Genomic DNA, 15,154 nt, shown 5'->3' on the forward strand with positions numbered 1-15,154 from the left:
ACGGAGGTGATGACTTCGACCCGTCGAAACGGCTCGTCAGAACTCTTGGACATAGTCGTACTCATAGGCGGATGCCTATGCCTTATCGGCTATGCCGGCTGTCCGGTCAAAATGGGGTGCGCTCCATGCGGTGACTACAACGTCAAATTCACCATCTCGTAACCCGGCAAGAAGCTTGGAGGTTGACGCAACGATCAATTCGATTTCGGCTTGCGGCAATCGCGTACGAGTACGCTCCATAGCTGCCGAAATCCTGTTGTGGCCAATCGTTTCGCCGACACCAACAGAGATTGGAACCCGCTCCAAGCGCACATGACGGACCGCCTCCGCCTTCGCCTGTCTCGTCTCATCATGAGCCTTCTGCAATCTTGGCTGCATGAGTCTTCCCAGCGGAGTCAGCCTGCATCCCGCTCGGTCCCTGACAAACAGGTCACCTCCAAGCTCGTCTTCAAGTTTCTTGATCGCAGTCGTCAAGGAAGGCTGGGAGACATTGGAGGCGCTGGCTGCGTGGGTGAAGTTTCGGTGCTCGCAGACAGCGAGAAAATACCTGATCTGGTTCATTTCCATCGCCGCATTCTCCGTTACATCTCCAGCCACGCCATCAAACCAACTTCAATAGTCCATGTCTATCAAAGAATAGAACTTCGGAATTGGGTTCGGGCGCATTCGGCATGGGACAAGAGTGCATCAAAACCAAACATGAAGCACTTCAAATCAGGAGACGACCATGAAAACGCAAATCCTTCAAACAGTCGCCGCACTGGCGCTGATCACAACTTCTGCAACTGCACAGGACAACCCAATGGTAAATCATACAGCCAGCTACATCGCCATGCCGGCCGCCGAAGGCCAGACCGGAGCTTTCGCGGAGTTTCTGGCTGGTGCCGCAGCGATCGTGCGGGACACAGAGCCGGGCACCGTCCTTTGGTTTGCTCTGCAAGCCGATGACACGCTCGCAATCTTTGACATCTTCGCAGACGAAGAAGCACGCGACGCTCACTTCTCAGGAGCGGTTGCTGCGGCTTTGAACCAAAACGCCGACGCACTGGTCGACGGCGGATGGGACGACGGTGTTGTCGCGAATATCAACAACTCCGATGTCCTGTCGGTCAAGGCGCCGGTTGATCTCTCCACGGCAACAACCGCAACTTACATCAAGCTCGAAGCTGCTCCAGGTAAAGGCCCCGAATTGGCAGCCTTGCTGACCGCCGCCGGCCCCATCGTCGCAGAAACTGAACCCAAGACATTGTTCTGGGCGGCGCTGCAGATTGACGAGACCAACTTCGCCATCTTCGACATCTTTGCCGACAACTCTGGCCGCGAAGCGCACTTTGCCGGACAAGTCGCCGGACTCCTGAATGAAAAGGCTTCAGAATTGATCTCAGGTGGATGGGACGACGGTGTGGTGGCAAACGTCCACAATTTCGAAATCCTCGCTACCAAGTAATCTCGAGGTGACTTGAGAAAGAAGTGCCCGGTGCAACCCATCGGGCGCTTTGCTGTTTGAATTTAGAGTCACGCCAAAGCGGCCGTGCCGGAGCTGGCAAGCGAAGCTCGCACTCGCCTCCGGCTTTGAAAGGGCGGCTATCGGCGGGAACATGTCAGCGCCTTCGACCAACACGTCGAGATCGCGGACGACGCGATCTACATCAAGGGCAGCAAAAATACCCTGTTGAGGAAGCCGGTAGCCACCAAAGGAGGGAAGTCGGCGAGAATCGGCGTTCCCGATTTTTACCAAAGTGGCGGACCGGGTGGGGTTCGAACATATACGCCGGAGTAATCGGCTTGCGCTTGGCTAGGCCGTGAGCAATGTCGGCTTTCGGGACGCCGCAAGCGGCAGTCGAACGGCGATAGGAGGCGCGAACCCGTCAGGGCTGCCAATGTAGAAATCAGCATGCAAAACGTTTTGCGAAAGGCTTTGCAAAACGTTTTGCACGTGCTAGATGTTGATGATGGTCAAGATACAAGAAGTCGCGAAACTTGCAGGCGTGTCTCTCACGACGGTGTCGCACGTCATCAATCACCGCGACAGGGTTTCGCCTGCACTTCGTGCCAAGGTCGAGGAGGCGATCGACAAGCTGGGTTATGTGCCCAATCGCCAGGCTCAGTCGCTGCGCACCGGGCGGACCAATGTCATTGCCATCATGATCCCCGATATTTGCGCGCCCTACTATACCGAGATGGTCCGCGCAATGCAGACGGCGCTGGTCGATGACGGTGTTGATACGCTGATCTACAATACCGATGTGCCCGGCGGGCATTCCGAAGATCACGGGCATACCTATCTCAAGCAGATCAAGACCAAAGGGGTGGACGGGCTGATCGTCGCCGACGCCGCCTTGCACCGCATCCAGCACGAACTGGCCGAGGTCAAAATACCCACCGTCTTCGTCGGCAACCTGCCGAGCCGGTCCGTGGACAGCATCGAGCAGGACGGGTTCGCCAGCGCCTATCGGATGGGCGAGTACCTGGTCTCCAAGGGCCACAAACGCATCGCCCATGTCACCGGGCCATCGTTCTTTAATATGTCCATGCTGCGCCAGGCCGGCTTCGAGCGCGCGCTGAAGGATGGAGGCGTCGCGATGGAGGATGACCTGCGCTACGAAGGGTCCTTCCTGCCGCCATCCGGCTACGAGGCAGTCGATTGGCTAGTCGAGCGGCATGGCGATGACCTGCCCAGCGCCATCTTCTTTGCCAGCTCGCGCATGGCGAGGGCGGCCCTGGCGGGGTTTGCAGATCGCGGCATATCGGTGCCGGGCGACATCGCGGTCGCCTCCTACGACATCTACGAAGAACTGGCCGACCTGCGCCCCCGCCTCACCACGATCGGGGTGAGCCCCAGTGATCTAGGCAGTGGCGCGATCGAACTGCTCAACGAGCGCATTGCTGGTTATGACGGCACACCCAGACAGGTCGTGCTCCCTGCTACGCTGGAAATTCACGAAACGGCATGAGGCATCTGCCCGGAGGAGGGACAAGCACCCACAACCAAGCCTGAAGAACCAATAAAACGTCAGCACACATTTTGGGAGGAGAGACCCATGCGGTCCATAACCCGGCGCTACGGCGCTCTGGGCGTGCTGCTTGTCGCTGCCATGACAAGCACCGCTTCTACGACTCTCGCGCAGGAGGTTGCGCGTGAAGATCAGCTGATCTTCGAGAACATCTCCGAACGCGTCACCACGCCTGAAAACTACAACCCGTTCCTGCCCAGCACGTTGCAGCATGCTGGACTTCAGCAGGTGGGCTTCGAGTCACTCTTCTACTACAATTACGAGACCGGCGAAATGGTCCCGTGGCTGGCCACCGGTTATGCGTTCAACGAGGCTTTCGACGAGGTGACGATCAACCTCCAGCCCGAAGCCAAGTGGAGCGACGGCACGCCCTTCACTGCCGACGACGTGGTCTATACCATGAACATGCTCAAGGAGCACGCTCCGGCTTTGGGCGGCTATTCGGTCAACGCCAAGACCTGGGTCGAAGACATCGTCGCCGTCGATCCGCATACGGTCAGGCTCACTTTGACCTCGCCCAATCCGCGATACATGCTTGATGCCTTCGGCGTCCGAATCTACGGCACGACCATGATCCTGCCCAAGCATATCTGGGAGACCCAGGATCCGCAGACCTTCACCAATTATGATCTCGCCAAGGGCTGGCCGGTTTCGACCTCGCCCTACCAGTTGATCTCGTCGACCACGACCGAAACGGTTTGGCAGCGCCGGGATGACTGGTGGGGCGCGACCAGCGGCTTCCACGCCTTGCCCGAACCGGTTCAGGTGCTGTTCAAGACGGCCGGCAGCGAGGAACGCCGTGCGGCCATGGCGGCCAACAATGAACTGGATTCGGTGTGGGTCCTGGGTCGCGACAACTTCGAGCAGGTGGTCGCCAACAATGGCGATGTCTTCTCGTGGTTCCCCGAGACGCCCTACGCCTATCTCGATCCTTGCCCTCGCTACATGGCGTTCAACACCACGCAGGCGCCATTTGACGACCCGCAGTTGCGCTGGGCCATTTCGCAGGCCCTCAATCGCGATGCGATCGTCGACATCGCCTGGGAGAACCTGACGGTCCCAGCCAAGTGGATGACCCCGGACTATCCGCCTTTCGCGTCCTACATGGAAAATGCGGCGGACCTGTTCAGTGAATACGACACGCTGGCCTATGACGTCGACAAGTCAGCGGCCACAATGGAAGCGGCCGGCTACACCAAAAATGGCGACTTCTGGCAGGACAAGGATGGCAATCCGATTGCCATCGACCTGGTGATCCGCCAGGGCGAGGCCGACCAGACCCGCATGGCTCCGGTGGTGACGACGCTGCTTCAGCGTGCCGGCTTCGATGCCAACTTCGTACTGTCCGACATCGCCGCCTTCTCCGATGCCCTCAATACCGGCCGCGCCGACGCCTGGCTCGACGTGTCCTGTGGCGGCATCTCCGATCCCTACGGCACGCTCGAGCTCTACCACAGCCGCCATGCCGCCCCGATGGGCGAAGTGGCGACCGGTGCCCGCACGCGCTGGTCCAACGACGCCTACGACGCCATCGTCGAAGAAATGGCTGTCACGGCTGCGGACGATCCGCGCATGCAGGAGTTGTTCCACGAGGCCCTGGCGATCTGGCTGCCGGAGATGCCGGCCATCCCGCTGGTCCAGGCCGCCTTGCTGACCAGCTTTAACGGTCACTACTGGGACAACTTCCCCACCTCGGAGAACAACTATGTCCATCCCGGCTTCTGGTGGGCGACGAACCTCCTGATCGTGGCTGAAGTGCAAAAGAAGCAGCCATAACCATCACACTGCCGCCGGTGCCGATGCACCGGCGGCTCCCACCCGAACCTTGTGGAGTTGGGCCATGACCTGGGGCTATGTGTTCCGGCGGCTGGCGATGTTTTTCGCCGTCGTGCTGGCGGCGACAACCGTCAATTTCATCGTGCCGCGCCTGGCGCCGGGCGATCCCACGGCTGCCGTTCTCGAGCAGTTGCTGTCCCGTGGGCAGCAGGTCGAGGGCGCTCAGGACATCGTGGCCAATTATCGCGCGCGCTTCGGTCTCGATGACCCAATGCTGGTGCAATACGGCCGTTACCTGTTCAACTCGCTGCGGCTCGACCTCGGCAGTTCGATCTCCTATTTCCCGCAGAGCGTCACCAGTGCCATTCTGGCGGCACTGCCTTGGACCATCGCCTTGCTGTCGGTATCGACCGTCATCGCCTTCGGGCTCGGCAGCCTCATCGGCGCGCTCCTCGCCTGGCCGGGCTCTCCGCGCGCCGTGCACCGCCTGGCTCCATTCCTCATGGTGCTGTCGGCAATCCCCTATTACCTGCTGGCGCTGATCGTCCTTTATCTTCTAGCCATCTGGACGGGCTGGTTTCCGCTGGGCGGGGCCTATTCCGTTTTTCCAAACGGCTTTTCCCTACCGGTGCTTTGGGATCTCGCCTACCACGCCTTCCTGCCAGCGCTGTCGATCGTGCTGGCCGGGCTGGGCTTCTGGGCGCTGGGGATGCGCGGCGCCATGATCAATGTGCTGGGCGAGGATTACCTGGCGCTGGCCGAGGCGAAAGGCCTGAAGAAGCGCCGGATCTTCTTCAAGTATGCCATGCGCAATGCACTGCTGCCGCAGGTCACGGCCCTCGCCATCGCTCTTGGCACAGCTGCATCGGGCTCGGTGCTGGTCGAGGTGGCATTCAACTATCCCGGCATCGGCTACCTGCTCTACAACGCCCTGCGCAGCTCGGACTATTTCCTCATCCAGGGCGTCGCCTTCTTCCTGGTCATTACGGTCGCCTTCGCGGTGCTGGTCCTCGACCTGCTCTATCCACTGCTCGACCCGCGTATCCAAAGGCTATGAACATGCAGTCTATCCTGCGAAATACACGGGCCGCGCTGGCATATCTCGGCACCAATCCGAAGATGGTGGCAGGCATGGCCATCCTGGCGGTGCTGCTGCTCATCGGCATCATCGGACCCCTCTTCGTCGATATCCGGCTGGCGGAGCCGATCTCAGTCCGTACCAACCAGCCGCCTTCCGCAGAGCACTGGCTGGGCACGGATAGCGGCGGCCGCGACCTGCTGGCCGTTGTCATCGCCGGCACGCCACAGACTTTGCGCATGGGCGTGCTGGCGGGCGTCATCGGCACCACCATCGGCGTCATGCTCGGCCTATTCTCGGGCTATTTCGGGGGCTGGTGGGACCGGATCATCGGCGCCGTAACCGACACCATGCTGACCATCCCCCCGCTTGCGATTCTCCTCGTCGTTGCGTCCTCAGTGCGGGCGGTGAACGTTGAGATGATGGCGCTCATCATCGCCGCGCTGTCATGGATGCATGCCACGCGCGTCATTCGGGCACAGGTTCTCGCCTTGCGGGAACTGGGTTATGTGCAGATGGCGCGCCTATCCGGGCTGGGCAGCTTCTCCATCATCTTCCGCGAAATCTTTCCCAACGTCATCCCAATCGCCTTCGCGTCGCTGGTCGGCGCCACATCCGGCGCCATCCTTTCGGGCATGGGGCTCGAAGTCCTGGGACTCGGGCCGCAGAACACCCCCACTCTGGGCATGACCGTCTACTGGGCGCTGCTCTATGCCGCCTTCAGCCGCGGCATGTGGTGGTGGTGGAGCCCCCCGGTCATCATCCTGGCCCTGCTTTTCATCGCGCTCTTCCTGATCGCCAGCGCCCTCGACGATTTCGCCAATCCGCGCCTGAGGAGCCAGTCATGAGTGACACGGTTCTCAAGGTCTCCGACCTCACGGTGCAATATCCGACGGCAAGCGGCTCGTTCCATGCCACCCGCAATGTCAGCTTCTCACTACAACGAGGCGAACGCTTCGGCCTTGTCGGGGAGTCCGGCTCGGGCAAGTCGACCACCATCCTGGCGCTGATGCGAATGCTCAAGGGCGGCCTGGTCAGCAGCGGCAGCCTCGAACTCAACGGTCGCGAGCTGACGGGTCTCGATGACGAGGCTTTTCGTAAGCTGCGCTTCGCCGAGATGTCCCTAGTCCCGCAAGGCGCTATGAACTCGCTCAATCCGGTTCTGCGAATAGGCGCACAGATCGGGGACATTTACGACGATCACAGCGTCCGTCACGGCGGCGCGGAACGCGAGCGGATCATCGGCGACCTGCTGACCCGGGTGGGTCTCAGTCCTGAGGTGCAGCGCCGCTATCCCCACGAACTGTCGGGCGGCATGAAGCAGCGCGTCTGCATCGCCATGTCCATCGCCCTGACGCCGAGCCTGATCCTGGCCGACGAGCCCACCAGTGCCCTAGACGTGATGGTGCAAAAGCAGGTGCTCGCGACGCTTGGCCGGGTGCAGCGCGATATCGGGGCCGCCATCATCCTCATCGGTCACGACATGGCGCTGATGGCGCATTTTGTGACGACACTGGGCGTCATGTATCGCGGCGAGCTGATCGAGGTCGGCCCGGTGCGCGACGTCTTCTCCAACCCGCAACACGAATATACGCGCATGTTGATCAATTCGCTCCCGTCCTTCGACCGCCAGGCGCGGTTCATCAAGGCCGCCCATCAGGAGGCATTGCCATGAGCAAGCTTCTTGAGGTTAAGGGTGCCGACGTGGTTTATCAGCTCGGCCTCAACAAGACCAAGACGGCCCTGCGCGACGTGTCGCTGGCCGTCGGCGGCGAGCACCCGTCGATCACCGCAGTGGTCGGCGAAAGCGGCAGCGGCAAGTCCACGCTGATCCGGCTGCTGCTGGGACTGCAGCCCCCATCGCGCGGCAGCGTGCGCTATGATGGCGCCGAAGTGGCCCGGCTCGGCAGTGCCGGCCAGCGCACCTTTCGCCGCGAAGTGCAGGCCATCTTCCAGGATCCGTTCTCGGTCTATAATCCCTTCTACCGGGTCGACCACGCCCTGATGACGCCCCTGCGGGCCTTCGGGCTCATCAAGTCGCGCGAGGAAGGCTATGCCCGGATCGAGACAACCCTGCAGCGGGTCGGGCTCAAGCCGTCGGAAACCCTTGGCAAGTATCCCCACCAGCTATCGGGCGGCCAGCGCCAACGCGTGATGATTGCCCGCGCATTGCTGCTCGACCCGCAGATCATCCTGGCGGACGAACCGGTTTCGATGGTCGATGCTTCGCTGCGGTCCACAATTCTTGAAATCCTCTTCAGCCTCAATCGCGACCTCGGCATTTCACTGATCTACGTGACCCACGACCTGGCGACCGCCTATCAGGTGGCCGATACGATTGTGGTGCTGCATGGCGGGCATATCCTCGAAGTGGGCGATCCCGACGCAGTCATCCACAATCCGCAGCACCCCTATACGCAGGCGCTGATCGACGCTGTGCCGTCGCCGGATCCGGATCGGGACTGGAACCTGGAAGCCGAACCGCCTTCGCCGTCCGCGTTCCTGCCCACCGGACCGGTCGGGCTCTACCACACCGAACCGCTGCGTGCGGTCGCGCTGCCGCTTCGTCCGGGTGAGACACCCACGACGGCGGCGGCCGTGCAGATGGCTGTTATGGCCGCGCGCCCACCTTTTCAACTCCATCCAAAGCAATAAGCGCGCAAGCGCAGAGAGGATTATTATGACTGGTTTCAACGGCCTTGGCATGCATCTGGGCAATCTGTCCCGGCTGTCGAATGCAAAGACCCGGTCGATCTGTGCCGAGAATTTCAATGGCGAAAAGGGCGGCGCCTGCATGGCGACCGAGGGGACCGGAGCCAACGCGGCGCGCGACCTCGGCAAGGGCTGGAAAATCTCGCCCTCGATCCGCATCGAGCCCGGCGAGACCCGCACCATTGCCGACATCGAAGGCCCGGGGGCGATCCAGCATATCTGGATGACACCCACGGGAAACTGGCGCTTCACCATCCTGCGCATCTACTGGGATGGCAGCGACATTCCGTCCGTCGAATGCCCGGTCGGCGACTTCTTCGGCTCGGGCTGGGGCGAGTTTGCCCAGATGTCGGCCCTGCCGATCTGCGTCAATCCGGGCAGCGCCTTCAATTCCTACTGGGAGATGCCGTTCCGCAAGCGGGCGCGCATCACCATGACCAATATCGCCGAAGAGCAGATGACGCTCTACTACCAGATCAACTACACGCTGACCGAGGTTCCCGACGACTGCGCCTATTTCCACGCCCACTTTCGCCGGACCAACCCCATTCCCTACAAGACGGACTACACCGTCATCGACGGCATCAAGGGCAAGGGCCATTTTGTCGGGCTGTATATGGCCTGGGGCCAGAACAACAATGGCTGGTGGGGCGAGGGCGAGGTCAAGTTCTTCATGGACGGCGACAGCGAGTATCCTACCATCGCCTCGACCGGCCTCGAGGACTACTTCTGCGGCTCCTACAATTTCGACCCCACGCCCAAACATGACAAGGAATACGTCACCTACACGACCCCATATGCCGGCTTTCACCAGGTGGTTCGCCCGGCATCGGACTACAAGACGCAATTCCGTATGGGCATGTATCGCTTCCACGTCATGGACCCCATCCGCTTCGACCGCGACCTCAAAGTCACGGTGCAAGCACTTGGCTGGGGCTATAATGGCCGCTGGCTGCCCATGCAGGACGACGTTGCCTCTGTCGCCTATTGGTACCAGACCCTGCCCGCGCCGACGCTGCAGCCCTTACCAGACCGTGAGTTCCTCCTCATCGTCTGACCGCGCCCTCCGCAACGTCGGCAAATCGGCGCTACGGGGCTGCCCTCCCGACAGTCCCGACCTCGGAGCCCGCCACACCGGCGGCTCCTTTCATTTCCTGCCCGGAGACCAACATCGTGGAGCCGTATCGTCCAAGACTGCATTTCTCGCCTTTGCATGGCTGGATGAATGACCCCAATGGGCTCATCAAGGTCGATGGCGCCTATCATCTGTTTTTCCAGCATGATCCGGACAGCATTACCCACGGCCCCATGCATTGGGGCCAGTCTATTCTGGACCGGATGAGGCTTCAGCGGGTTCAGGTGCGATGTCCGCTTTCGGCAATCAGTCAACTGCGTCAGACGGCAGATTTGGGGCGCGTTGGGGATCGGCAGGTCTCGACCCCTTATTTGCCGTTCAGCGGTTTGGTCATCGATCCTGAAAGCGGACACAGGCTAAAGAAGCACGTGACGTCCATTGTAGAACGGTGTTTTCCATTATTTCTCCCACAGCGAAAATTGAGCATTGGTGAAGTCCGTTTCTAAGGTGGTGGCCTCGCCGAAAAAGTGACAATCGATGAGGCTGGGGAGACCGCCTTCAAAAAACAGGATCACTCCGAAGGGCGCTTCGTATTGGTCAATTTTGTACAGCCGCTCACCGATGGGTGAGTGGCCCTTCCACCGGGGACTATCGTTGGGAAATTGAAGGTGGGTGTAGAAGCCGCTGCCGGTGTTATCCCGTTCAATGACCGTTGCGCGATCCGCCTCCGCGAATAGCTTTGGCATTTCGTTCAAATGGTCCTCTGCTATGTGGCAAATCGCAGCCCTCTCAAATTGAGTAAGCCCAGTGTCGTTTTGGCCCACCAATTCGTCCCAATAAGTCCAGTTGCCTACTTCACGACCGGCCTCATCCAGAAGAAGATATCCTGCAGTTTCCGGCTCATCCGTGACGGCCTTTAACGCCTCCCGGCCTGCCTCATTGGCTGCCGTCAACGTGTCGAAGGTGCCGACTGTCAAAAAGGGAAACGGGCCGCCCGGAACGAAGCGAGCCAGCTTCACGGTGATCTGAGTATTGTTCGGCATCGGCCAGTAGGTCATCTCTAGCCCTTGTTCTCGCTAGGTGCGCAGATCAGGTTTTATGCGCCAACTTGCTGCTCGTGCAATCTCAAAGACTTGGTTGGTGCATAACTCTGGTGCGGTACAATTTTGCATGGCTTTTGCAGAGTAGTGTCCGCTTGCCCAAGCCTTGGGCTGAATGCTGCCAGTCCTTTAACCACCCCCGAGACGACACCGGTCGACCGCCACCGGAGTGGCAGCTAACGGGAAACCGAAAACGTTGCCGCAACGGCCGTTTTGGGGCGCGTCGAAGATGGTCCGCATGTGCTCCTTGGAATAGCCGCGGTCATGCGATTGCTGACCGTCCGGATGCAGCGTTCCGACTGTGGATCGCGTCCGGCGGTGTCCTCGTTGCGGCCTCACCGGCGGTGGGGCCGCTGATCGTCAGACTTCGGTGTGTTCCGCCAGTTCCAGTGCGTCCTCAACATCGACGCCCAGATATCGAACCGTGTTCTCGATCTTGGTATGGCCAAGAAGTATCTGCACGGCGCGGAGATTGCCGGTGGCCTTGTAGATGAGCGAGGCCTTGGTGCGCCGGAGCGAATGCGTGCCATATTCCTCCTTGCGAAGACCGATGGCAGTCACCCATTCATCCACCAACCGGGCATATTGCCTGGTGCTCAGGTGGTCTTTCGGATCAGCTCGGCTGGGAAACGCGAAATCCTCTACCGAGCCCCCTCGCCTTTCGAGCCACGCCAGCAAACTTGTTCTGGCGTCCGTTGTGATTTCGAACTGTACCGGTCGACCGGTCTTCTGTTGAATGACCATTGCCCGAGCGCGAATATCATGACCGGTCACAAGGGTTCCGATCTTAAGCTTGACCAGATCGCAACCGCGCAACTTGCTGTCGATGGCGAGATCAAACAGCGCTCGATCGCGCATTCGCCCCTCTCGATCCAGAAAGAACCTGATTGCCCAGATCTGGCGGATCTTGAGCGCCCGCTTTGCGCCGACTTGCCGACCGGCGTTCCACGCCGGCCGACCTCTGGCGGCTGGGTCGTATTGTGAGATACCCATTTTCATTCTCCTTTGGCCACTATCGGCCAATCGAAGAACGATTAAGGCGGACGGTTTGTCCGCCGGCCCCGCGCCGCGCCGCGAGAATGGTCCCCTGCCCCACAATCCTCATAGGCAGCGCCTCCAGCGGGGCCGTTATCGGCCAGTCCGGTGTTGGAGCGTGCAGAGCGGTAACCGGACCAAACGTAGACGCTGGGAGGCATAATGCTTCCAGGACGCGCCTACGGGTTCTCGAACGTTGAGCTAAACTAGCGGAAACACGACCCTGGAAGCGAGCATCCAGAGGGCCATCGCGACCATCATCAGGTTTTCGGTGAGCGACACAAAGCCGAGCGGCACATTGCTCGAACCGCCAACGCAGGCGCATTTGAGCTCACGCCGATCGAGATAGACCGCCTTGAATACAGACGCCGCTCCCACGGTGCCAATGAACAGCGCGATAGGGACCGAGAGCCATATGAACGCCCCGGATATCATCAGGAGCCCCGCAAGGGCCTCGGCATATGGGTAAATATAGCTGTAGGGCTCCCATCGCCGCGCAAGGAGGTCGTAGCTCAGAAACATGGTGCTGAACTGTTCGACATCCTGAAGCTTGAGGAGAGCAAGGGCGACCATCGAGAAGCTGATGAACCACTCCAGAGTGCGCACCACGAAAGGCGTTCCATACGCCGCATAGCTGGCGGCAATAGCGGTGAGGGCCATGAGGGAGAACAACACGATGACCGGGCGATAGCTGGTGGCTTCGGGGTCAGCGACAGGCTTGCCCAGAAAGCGTCGCAAATCGTCATAACCGCCAATCCTGGAGCCATTAACAAATGTCTGCGGCGTGGTTTCGACCTGATGCTCGCGCTTGAAAGCGTCGGTTTCTTCCCTGGATTTGAGGTGATGGTCCTCCACGGTGTAACCCGACCGTTCAAGGAGATCTTTCGACTTCAAGCCATAGGGACAAACGTGGGACGGCATGACCATTCGATATAGGGAGGCTCTGGGTGAGTCAGTCGCTTGCTGGTCGGACATGATGGGGCTCTCCGTTGGCGCCAGTCGAATAGTAGTCGCCTGTCATGAATAGAGTGCGGATCAGCAGTAGAAGTTCCAGCTTTTTTGAAGTGTCACGGCGGTCACAGCGCTCCATTCAGCCAATGGTGCAACCTTCCCACGTGGAAAGGTCATTTCCCCATCAGACAATGATGGAGGACCCGATGAAATACAGCCGCTTTTTCCTGATGATCGCCACATCGACCGTGGTGATGTTCGGTCTGATGTACCTCAATACCTATCTCTTCAGCCATGTGTTCTGGTCGGAGACGCGGGCCTGGATGGCATTGGTGATGGGCGGCGCCATGGCGGTGATCATGCTCGCCTTCATGCTCTCCATGTACAAGAACAAGGCGCTCAACATGGCCATCTTTGCGGGAGCCGCTGTGGCTTTCGGACTCTCGCTTTGGTTGGTGCGCAGCCAGGTCACCGTCGATGACAGCGACTATATGAGTGCGATGATCCCGCACCATTCCATCGCCATCATGACCTCGTCGCGGGCGGGTATCGAAGATGGTCGGGTGCGCAAGCTCGCCGACGAGATCATCTATGCCCAGGACAAGGAAATTTCGGAGATGAAGTACCTGCTGGCCTCTATCGCCGAAGACGGCAAACAGCCGGCCGATCCGAAAACGCCTGCGCCGCTGGTCGAGAGCGTCGACTCTGCCCTGGCCAGCGCCGAGGTTGCGGTGCTCGATCCAGAGTTTCTGAGCCCCGAAGAGATTTCAGCAGCCCTGTCCGCCGAGGCCCAATGTACATTCTTGTACACCGAAGACAGCAAGCCAGCCCTGGCGATCGGCCCGGGAAGCACCGGCACCATCGCAGCGATCAAGCTGTCCGGCAATGTGGTGCGGATCGAGGGCGACAGCATGGGTGCGTTTACCGCTGACGACCTCAGCCTGACCCTTGCCGGCCGGGATGGCCAGGACATAACAGAGCTGGCGGATCAGGACCTGCCCGAAGTGGTCATGAAGCTGTCGATCGGCGATGACTTGCAGGCAGGCTATCTGGGCTATCTGCGCTGCCAATAGACGGAATGGATCGGCGGTGGGGCACCGCCGATCCGCCCGATCAACTGGTGGCCGCACCGGCGCTCAACTCGAACCTGTCGGTCAGGATGGCGCCGGTGAGGCAGTGCCGGGCCGAGACCAGTGCCGCCGCCGCGTCAACAAAGCCTGGCGGTCCGGCGATGTAGACCTGCCCTGAGAGCAAGCTGCAATCGAGCTGTTGGATCGACTCAGCCAAAGGCGATGCCGATGTGCCCCTTGCGACGGCGCCAGTCGTGATCGCCTGGTAGGTGAATCGGCTGTCTGCCTCGGCCGCTCTGACGAAGAGGCCATTAAGGTAGAAGCCGTCGCGCTGACTTGCGAAAGAAAGCAGATGCACCCGTCGACCTTCGTTCGACACCAGAATGGACTGGACCGGTGCGTGGCCGGTCGAGGCGGCGATCGCCAGGATTGGCCCCGCGACCCCACTGGCGCCAATGGCACTTCCGAACGGCCCGGACACCCGGACAACGTCGCCCAGCTCACGCTCACTGGCCAGGATGCCGGAGGCGCATCCACCGGCTATGGCGCGGATGTGAAACTCAAGCTCAAGCGCGCCTTGCTCGCTGGCCACCGAGTAGCTGCGGGTGATGCCGGGCGTCAGTTCGATTTCGAAGAATTGGCCGGGCGAGAAGGCAATCGGTTCTTCGGGGCGCAGGACAAGCCGATAGATTTCGGGCGCCATGGTGTGGAGCGCGACGATCCGGGCCCGGGCACCGGCGACGACCTGTTCATTGTTCCAGGCAACGGCGACGTCCGTCAGCGGCACGGCGCGGCAGGCCAGAATGTATCCCGAGTCCCGTTCCGCGCCGTCGAGAGCGAAAGGCGAGTGTTCGCGCATCATGACCTCGCCCGAAAGCAGGCGGGATTTGCACGCCCCGCATCGGCCAGACCGGCAGCTATGGGGAAACTGCACACCAGCGTCGAGTGCGGCCTCGAGCACGGTTTGCCCTTCGGTCACGGTGACGCGCGCTTGCACCTGGGGAAGGCGGAGCGTCGTCATCGCCCGGCTCCGAAAAGTGCCGGCCAATCCTGACGCAATTGCACGCGCTGGGTGTCATGGGTGCCGTAATAGACCTTGGTTCCGACCACCGTGATGGGTGCGACCCGGACGCCGGTGCGTGCCTTGGCCTCCTCGGCCACGCCCGGCTGGGCAAGATCGTGTTCCTCGTAGGGAATGCCAAACTGATCGAACCACGTCTTGAGCTGTCGGCAATCGGGGCAGGTCGGGGTCGTGTAGAGTTCGATGGACGGAGAAGATGATGTCTGCATTTTTGCACCTGCTGGGTTGGTGCCGTCTGTCATCGGCCTTCCAACGCTGGCCG

Annotated in this window: 16 protein-coding genes; 10 read left to right on the forward strand and 6 right to left on the reverse strand. The window is 60.5% G+C overall.

Annotated elements, in window-relative coordinates:
- Nucleotides 1-75: 75 nt before the first annotated feature.
- The gene (locus tag DDE76_RS18270; protein ID WP_245892071.1) at nt 76-567 is read right to left on the reverse strand and encodes a LysR family transcriptional regulator; all 492 of its coding nucleotides are present in this window, start codon (nt 565-567) and stop codon (nt 76-78) included.
- 160 nt (nt 568-727) lie between these two features.
- On the opposite strand from DDE76_RS18270, the gene DDE76_RS18275 reads away from it, so the two are divergent.
- The 9 genes from DDE76_RS18275 (at nt 728) to DDE76_RS18315 (ending at nt 10,161) form a co-directional block, all read left to right on the forward strand.
- Nucleotides 728-1,447, forward strand: a complete 720-nt coding sequence (locus DDE76_RS18275) for a hypothetical protein (protein WP_104893349.1) — start codon at nt 728-730, stop codon at nt 1,445-1,447.
- A 505-nt stretch (nt 1,448-1,952) separates the two neighbouring features.
- A complete protein-coding gene (locus DDE76_RS18280; RefSeq protein WP_104894915.1) occupies nt 1,953-2,954 on the forward strand; it encodes a LacI family DNA-binding transcriptional regulator in 1,002 nt (333 codons plus the stop codon).
- Between the two features lie 87 nt (nt 2,955-3,041).
- Nucleotides 3,042-4,790 (forward strand): ABC transporter substrate-binding protein, encoded by a 1,749-nt coding sequence (locus tag DDE76_RS18285; RefSeq protein ID WP_104893348.1) that lies wholly within the window; start codon nt 3,042-3,044, stop codon nt 4,788-4,790.
- A 64-nt stretch (nt 4,791-4,854) separates the two neighbouring features.
- Nucleotides 4,855-5,847 carry an ABC transporter permease gene (locus DDE76_RS18290; RefSeq protein WP_104893347.1) on the forward strand — a complete coding sequence of 331 codons (993 nt, stop codon included), beginning with the start codon at nt 4,855-4,857 and terminating at the stop codon, nt 5,845-5,847.
- Between the two features lie 2 nt (nt 5,848-5,849).
- The gene (locus tag DDE76_RS18295) at nt 5,850-6,716 is read left to right on the forward strand and encodes an ABC transporter permease (RefSeq protein ID WP_104893346.1); all 867 of its coding nucleotides are present in this window, start codon (nt 5,850-5,852) and stop codon (nt 6,714-6,716) included.
- On the forward strand, nt 6,713-7,543 hold the full coding sequence (locus DDE76_RS18300) for an ABC transporter ATP-binding protein (RefSeq protein ID WP_104893345.1): 831 nt from the start codon (nt 6,713-6,715) through the stop codon (nt 7,541-7,543). Before DDE76_RS18295 ends, DDE76_RS18300 begins: the two co-directional genes overlap by 4 nt.
- Nucleotides 7,540-8,523, forward strand: a complete 984-nt coding sequence (locus DDE76_RS18305) for an ABC transporter ATP-binding protein (protein WP_104893344.1) — start codon at nt 7,540-7,542, stop codon at nt 8,521-8,523. Before DDE76_RS18300 ends, DDE76_RS18305 begins: the two co-directional genes overlap by 4 nt.
- 25 nt (nt 8,524-8,548) lie before the next feature.
- Nucleotides 8,549-9,637 (forward strand): glycoside hydrolase family 172 protein, encoded by a 1,089-nt coding sequence (locus DDE76_RS18310; RefSeq protein WP_104893343.1) that lies wholly within the window; start codon nt 8,549-8,551, stop codon nt 9,635-9,637.
- Nucleotides 9,638-9,753: 116 nt separating this feature from the next.
- On the forward strand, nt 9,754-10,161 hold the full coding sequence (locus DDE76_RS18315) for a hypothetical protein (protein WP_281261869.1): 408 nt from the start codon (nt 9,754-9,756) through the stop codon (nt 10,159-10,161).
- Here the strand turns inward: DDE76_RS18315 and DDE76_RS18320 are convergent.
- The 3 genes from DDE76_RS18320 to DDE76_RS18330 form a co-directional block, all read right to left on the reverse strand.
- Nucleotides 10,114-10,713, reverse strand: a complete 600-nt coding sequence (locus DDE76_RS18320; RefSeq protein ID WP_157955908.1) for a hypothetical protein — start codon at nt 10,711-10,713, stop codon at nt 10,114-10,116. The two genes, DDE76_RS18315 and DDE76_RS18320, sit on opposite strands and share 48 nt — an antisense overlap.
- Nucleotides 10,714-11,115: 402 nt before the next feature.
- A complete protein-coding gene (locus tag DDE76_RS18325; RefSeq protein WP_104894914.1) occupies nt 11,116-11,748 on the reverse strand; it encodes a tyrosine-type recombinase/integrase in 633 nt (210 codons plus the stop codon).
- Nucleotides 11,749-11,991: 243 nt separating this feature from the next.
- Nucleotides 11,992-12,765, reverse strand: coding sequence for a glutaredoxin family protein (locus DDE76_RS18330; RefSeq protein ID WP_104893340.1), 774 nt, complete (start codon nt 12,763-12,765; stop codon nt 11,992-11,994).
- A 182-nt stretch (nt 12,766-12,947) separates the two neighbouring features.
- On the opposite strand from DDE76_RS18330, the gene DDE76_RS18335 reads away from it, so the two are divergent.
- Nucleotides 12,948-13,814 (forward strand): DUF6692 family protein, encoded by an 867-nt coding sequence (locus DDE76_RS18335; protein WP_104894913.1) that lies wholly within the window; start codon nt 12,948-12,950, stop codon nt 13,812-13,814.
- Between the two features lie 40 nt (nt 13,815-13,854).
- Here DDE76_RS18335 and DDE76_RS18340 read toward each other — a convergent pair whose 3' ends face one another.
- On the reverse strand, nt 13,855-14,832 hold the full coding sequence (locus DDE76_RS18340; protein ID WP_104893339.1) for a 2Fe-2S iron-sulfur cluster-binding protein: 978 nt from the start codon (nt 14,830-14,832) through the stop codon (nt 13,855-13,857).
- On the reverse strand, nt 14,829-15,101 hold the full coding sequence (locus DDE76_RS18345) for a glutaredoxin family protein (protein WP_104893338.1): 273 nt from the start codon (nt 15,099-15,101) through the stop codon (nt 14,829-14,831). The genes DDE76_RS18340 and DDE76_RS18345 overlap by 4 nt, the downstream gene beginning before the upstream one ends.
- Between the last annotated feature and the right edge of the window lie 53 nt (nt 15,102-15,154).

It is taken from the genome of Devosia indica, assembly GCF_003056405.1.
Lineage (GTDB): Bacteria > Pseudomonadota > Alphaproteobacteria > Rhizobiales > Devosiaceae > Devosia > Devosia indica.

What these genes read in the sequence shown, in the direction of transcription:
- DDE76_RS18270 (WP_245892071.1), bottom strand. Translation starts at nt 567, where the DNA reads ATGGAAATGAACCAGATCAGGTATTTTCTCGCTGTCTGCGAGCACCGA.
- DDE76_RS18275 (WP_104893349.1), top strand. Translation starts at nt 728, where the DNA reads ATGAAAACGCAAATCCTTCAAACAGTCGCCGCACTGGCGCTGATCACA.
- DDE76_RS18280 (WP_104894915.1), top strand. Translation starts at nt 1,953, where the DNA reads ATGGTCAAGATACAAGAAGTCGCGAAACTTGCAGGCGTGTCTCTCACG.
- DDE76_RS18285 (WP_104893348.1), top strand. Translation starts at nt 3,042, where the DNA reads ATGCGGTCCATAACCCGGCGCTACGGCGCTCTGGGCGTGCTGCTTGTC.
- DDE76_RS18290 (WP_104893347.1), top strand. Translation starts at nt 4,855, where the DNA reads ATGACCTGGGGCTATGTGTTCCGGCGGCTGGCGATGTTTTTCGCCGTC.
- DDE76_RS18295 (WP_104893346.1), top strand. Translation starts at nt 5,850, where the DNA reads ATGCAGTCTATCCTGCGAAATACACGGGCCGCGCTGGCATATCTCGGC.
- DDE76_RS18300 (WP_104893345.1), top strand. Translation starts at nt 6,713, where the DNA reads ATGAGTGACACGGTTCTCAAGGTCTCCGACCTCACGGTGCAATATCCG.
- DDE76_RS18305 (WP_104893344.1), top strand. Translation starts at nt 7,540, where the DNA reads ATGAGCAAGCTTCTTGAGGTTAAGGGTGCCGACGTGGTTTATCAGCTC.
- DDE76_RS18310 (WP_104893343.1), top strand. Translation starts at nt 8,549, where the DNA reads ATGACTGGTTTCAACGGCCTTGGCATGCATCTGGGCAATCTGTCCCGG.
- DDE76_RS18320 (WP_157955908.1), bottom strand. Translation starts at nt 10,713, where the DNA reads ATGACCTACTGGCCGATGCCGAACAATACTCAGATCACCGTGAAGCTG.
- DDE76_RS18325 (WP_104894914.1), bottom strand. Translation starts at nt 11,748, where the DNA reads ATGGGTATCTCACAATACGACCCAGCCGCCAGAGGTCGGCCGGCGTGG.
- DDE76_RS18330 (WP_104893340.1), bottom strand. Translation starts at nt 12,765, where the DNA reads ATGTCCGACCAGCAAGCGACTGACTCACCCAGAGCCTCCCTATATCGA.
- DDE76_RS18335 (WP_104894913.1), top strand. Translation starts at nt 12,948, where the DNA reads ATGAAATACAGCCGCTTTTTCCTGATGATCGCCACATCGACCGTGGTG.
- DDE76_RS18340 (WP_104893339.1), bottom strand. Translation starts at nt 14,832, where the DNA reads ATGACGACGCTCCGCCTTCCCCAGGTGCAAGCGCGCGTCACCGTGACC.
- DDE76_RS18345 (WP_104893338.1), bottom strand. Translation starts at nt 15,101, where the DNA reads ATGCAGACATCATCTTCTCCGTCCATCGAACTCTACACGACCCCGACC.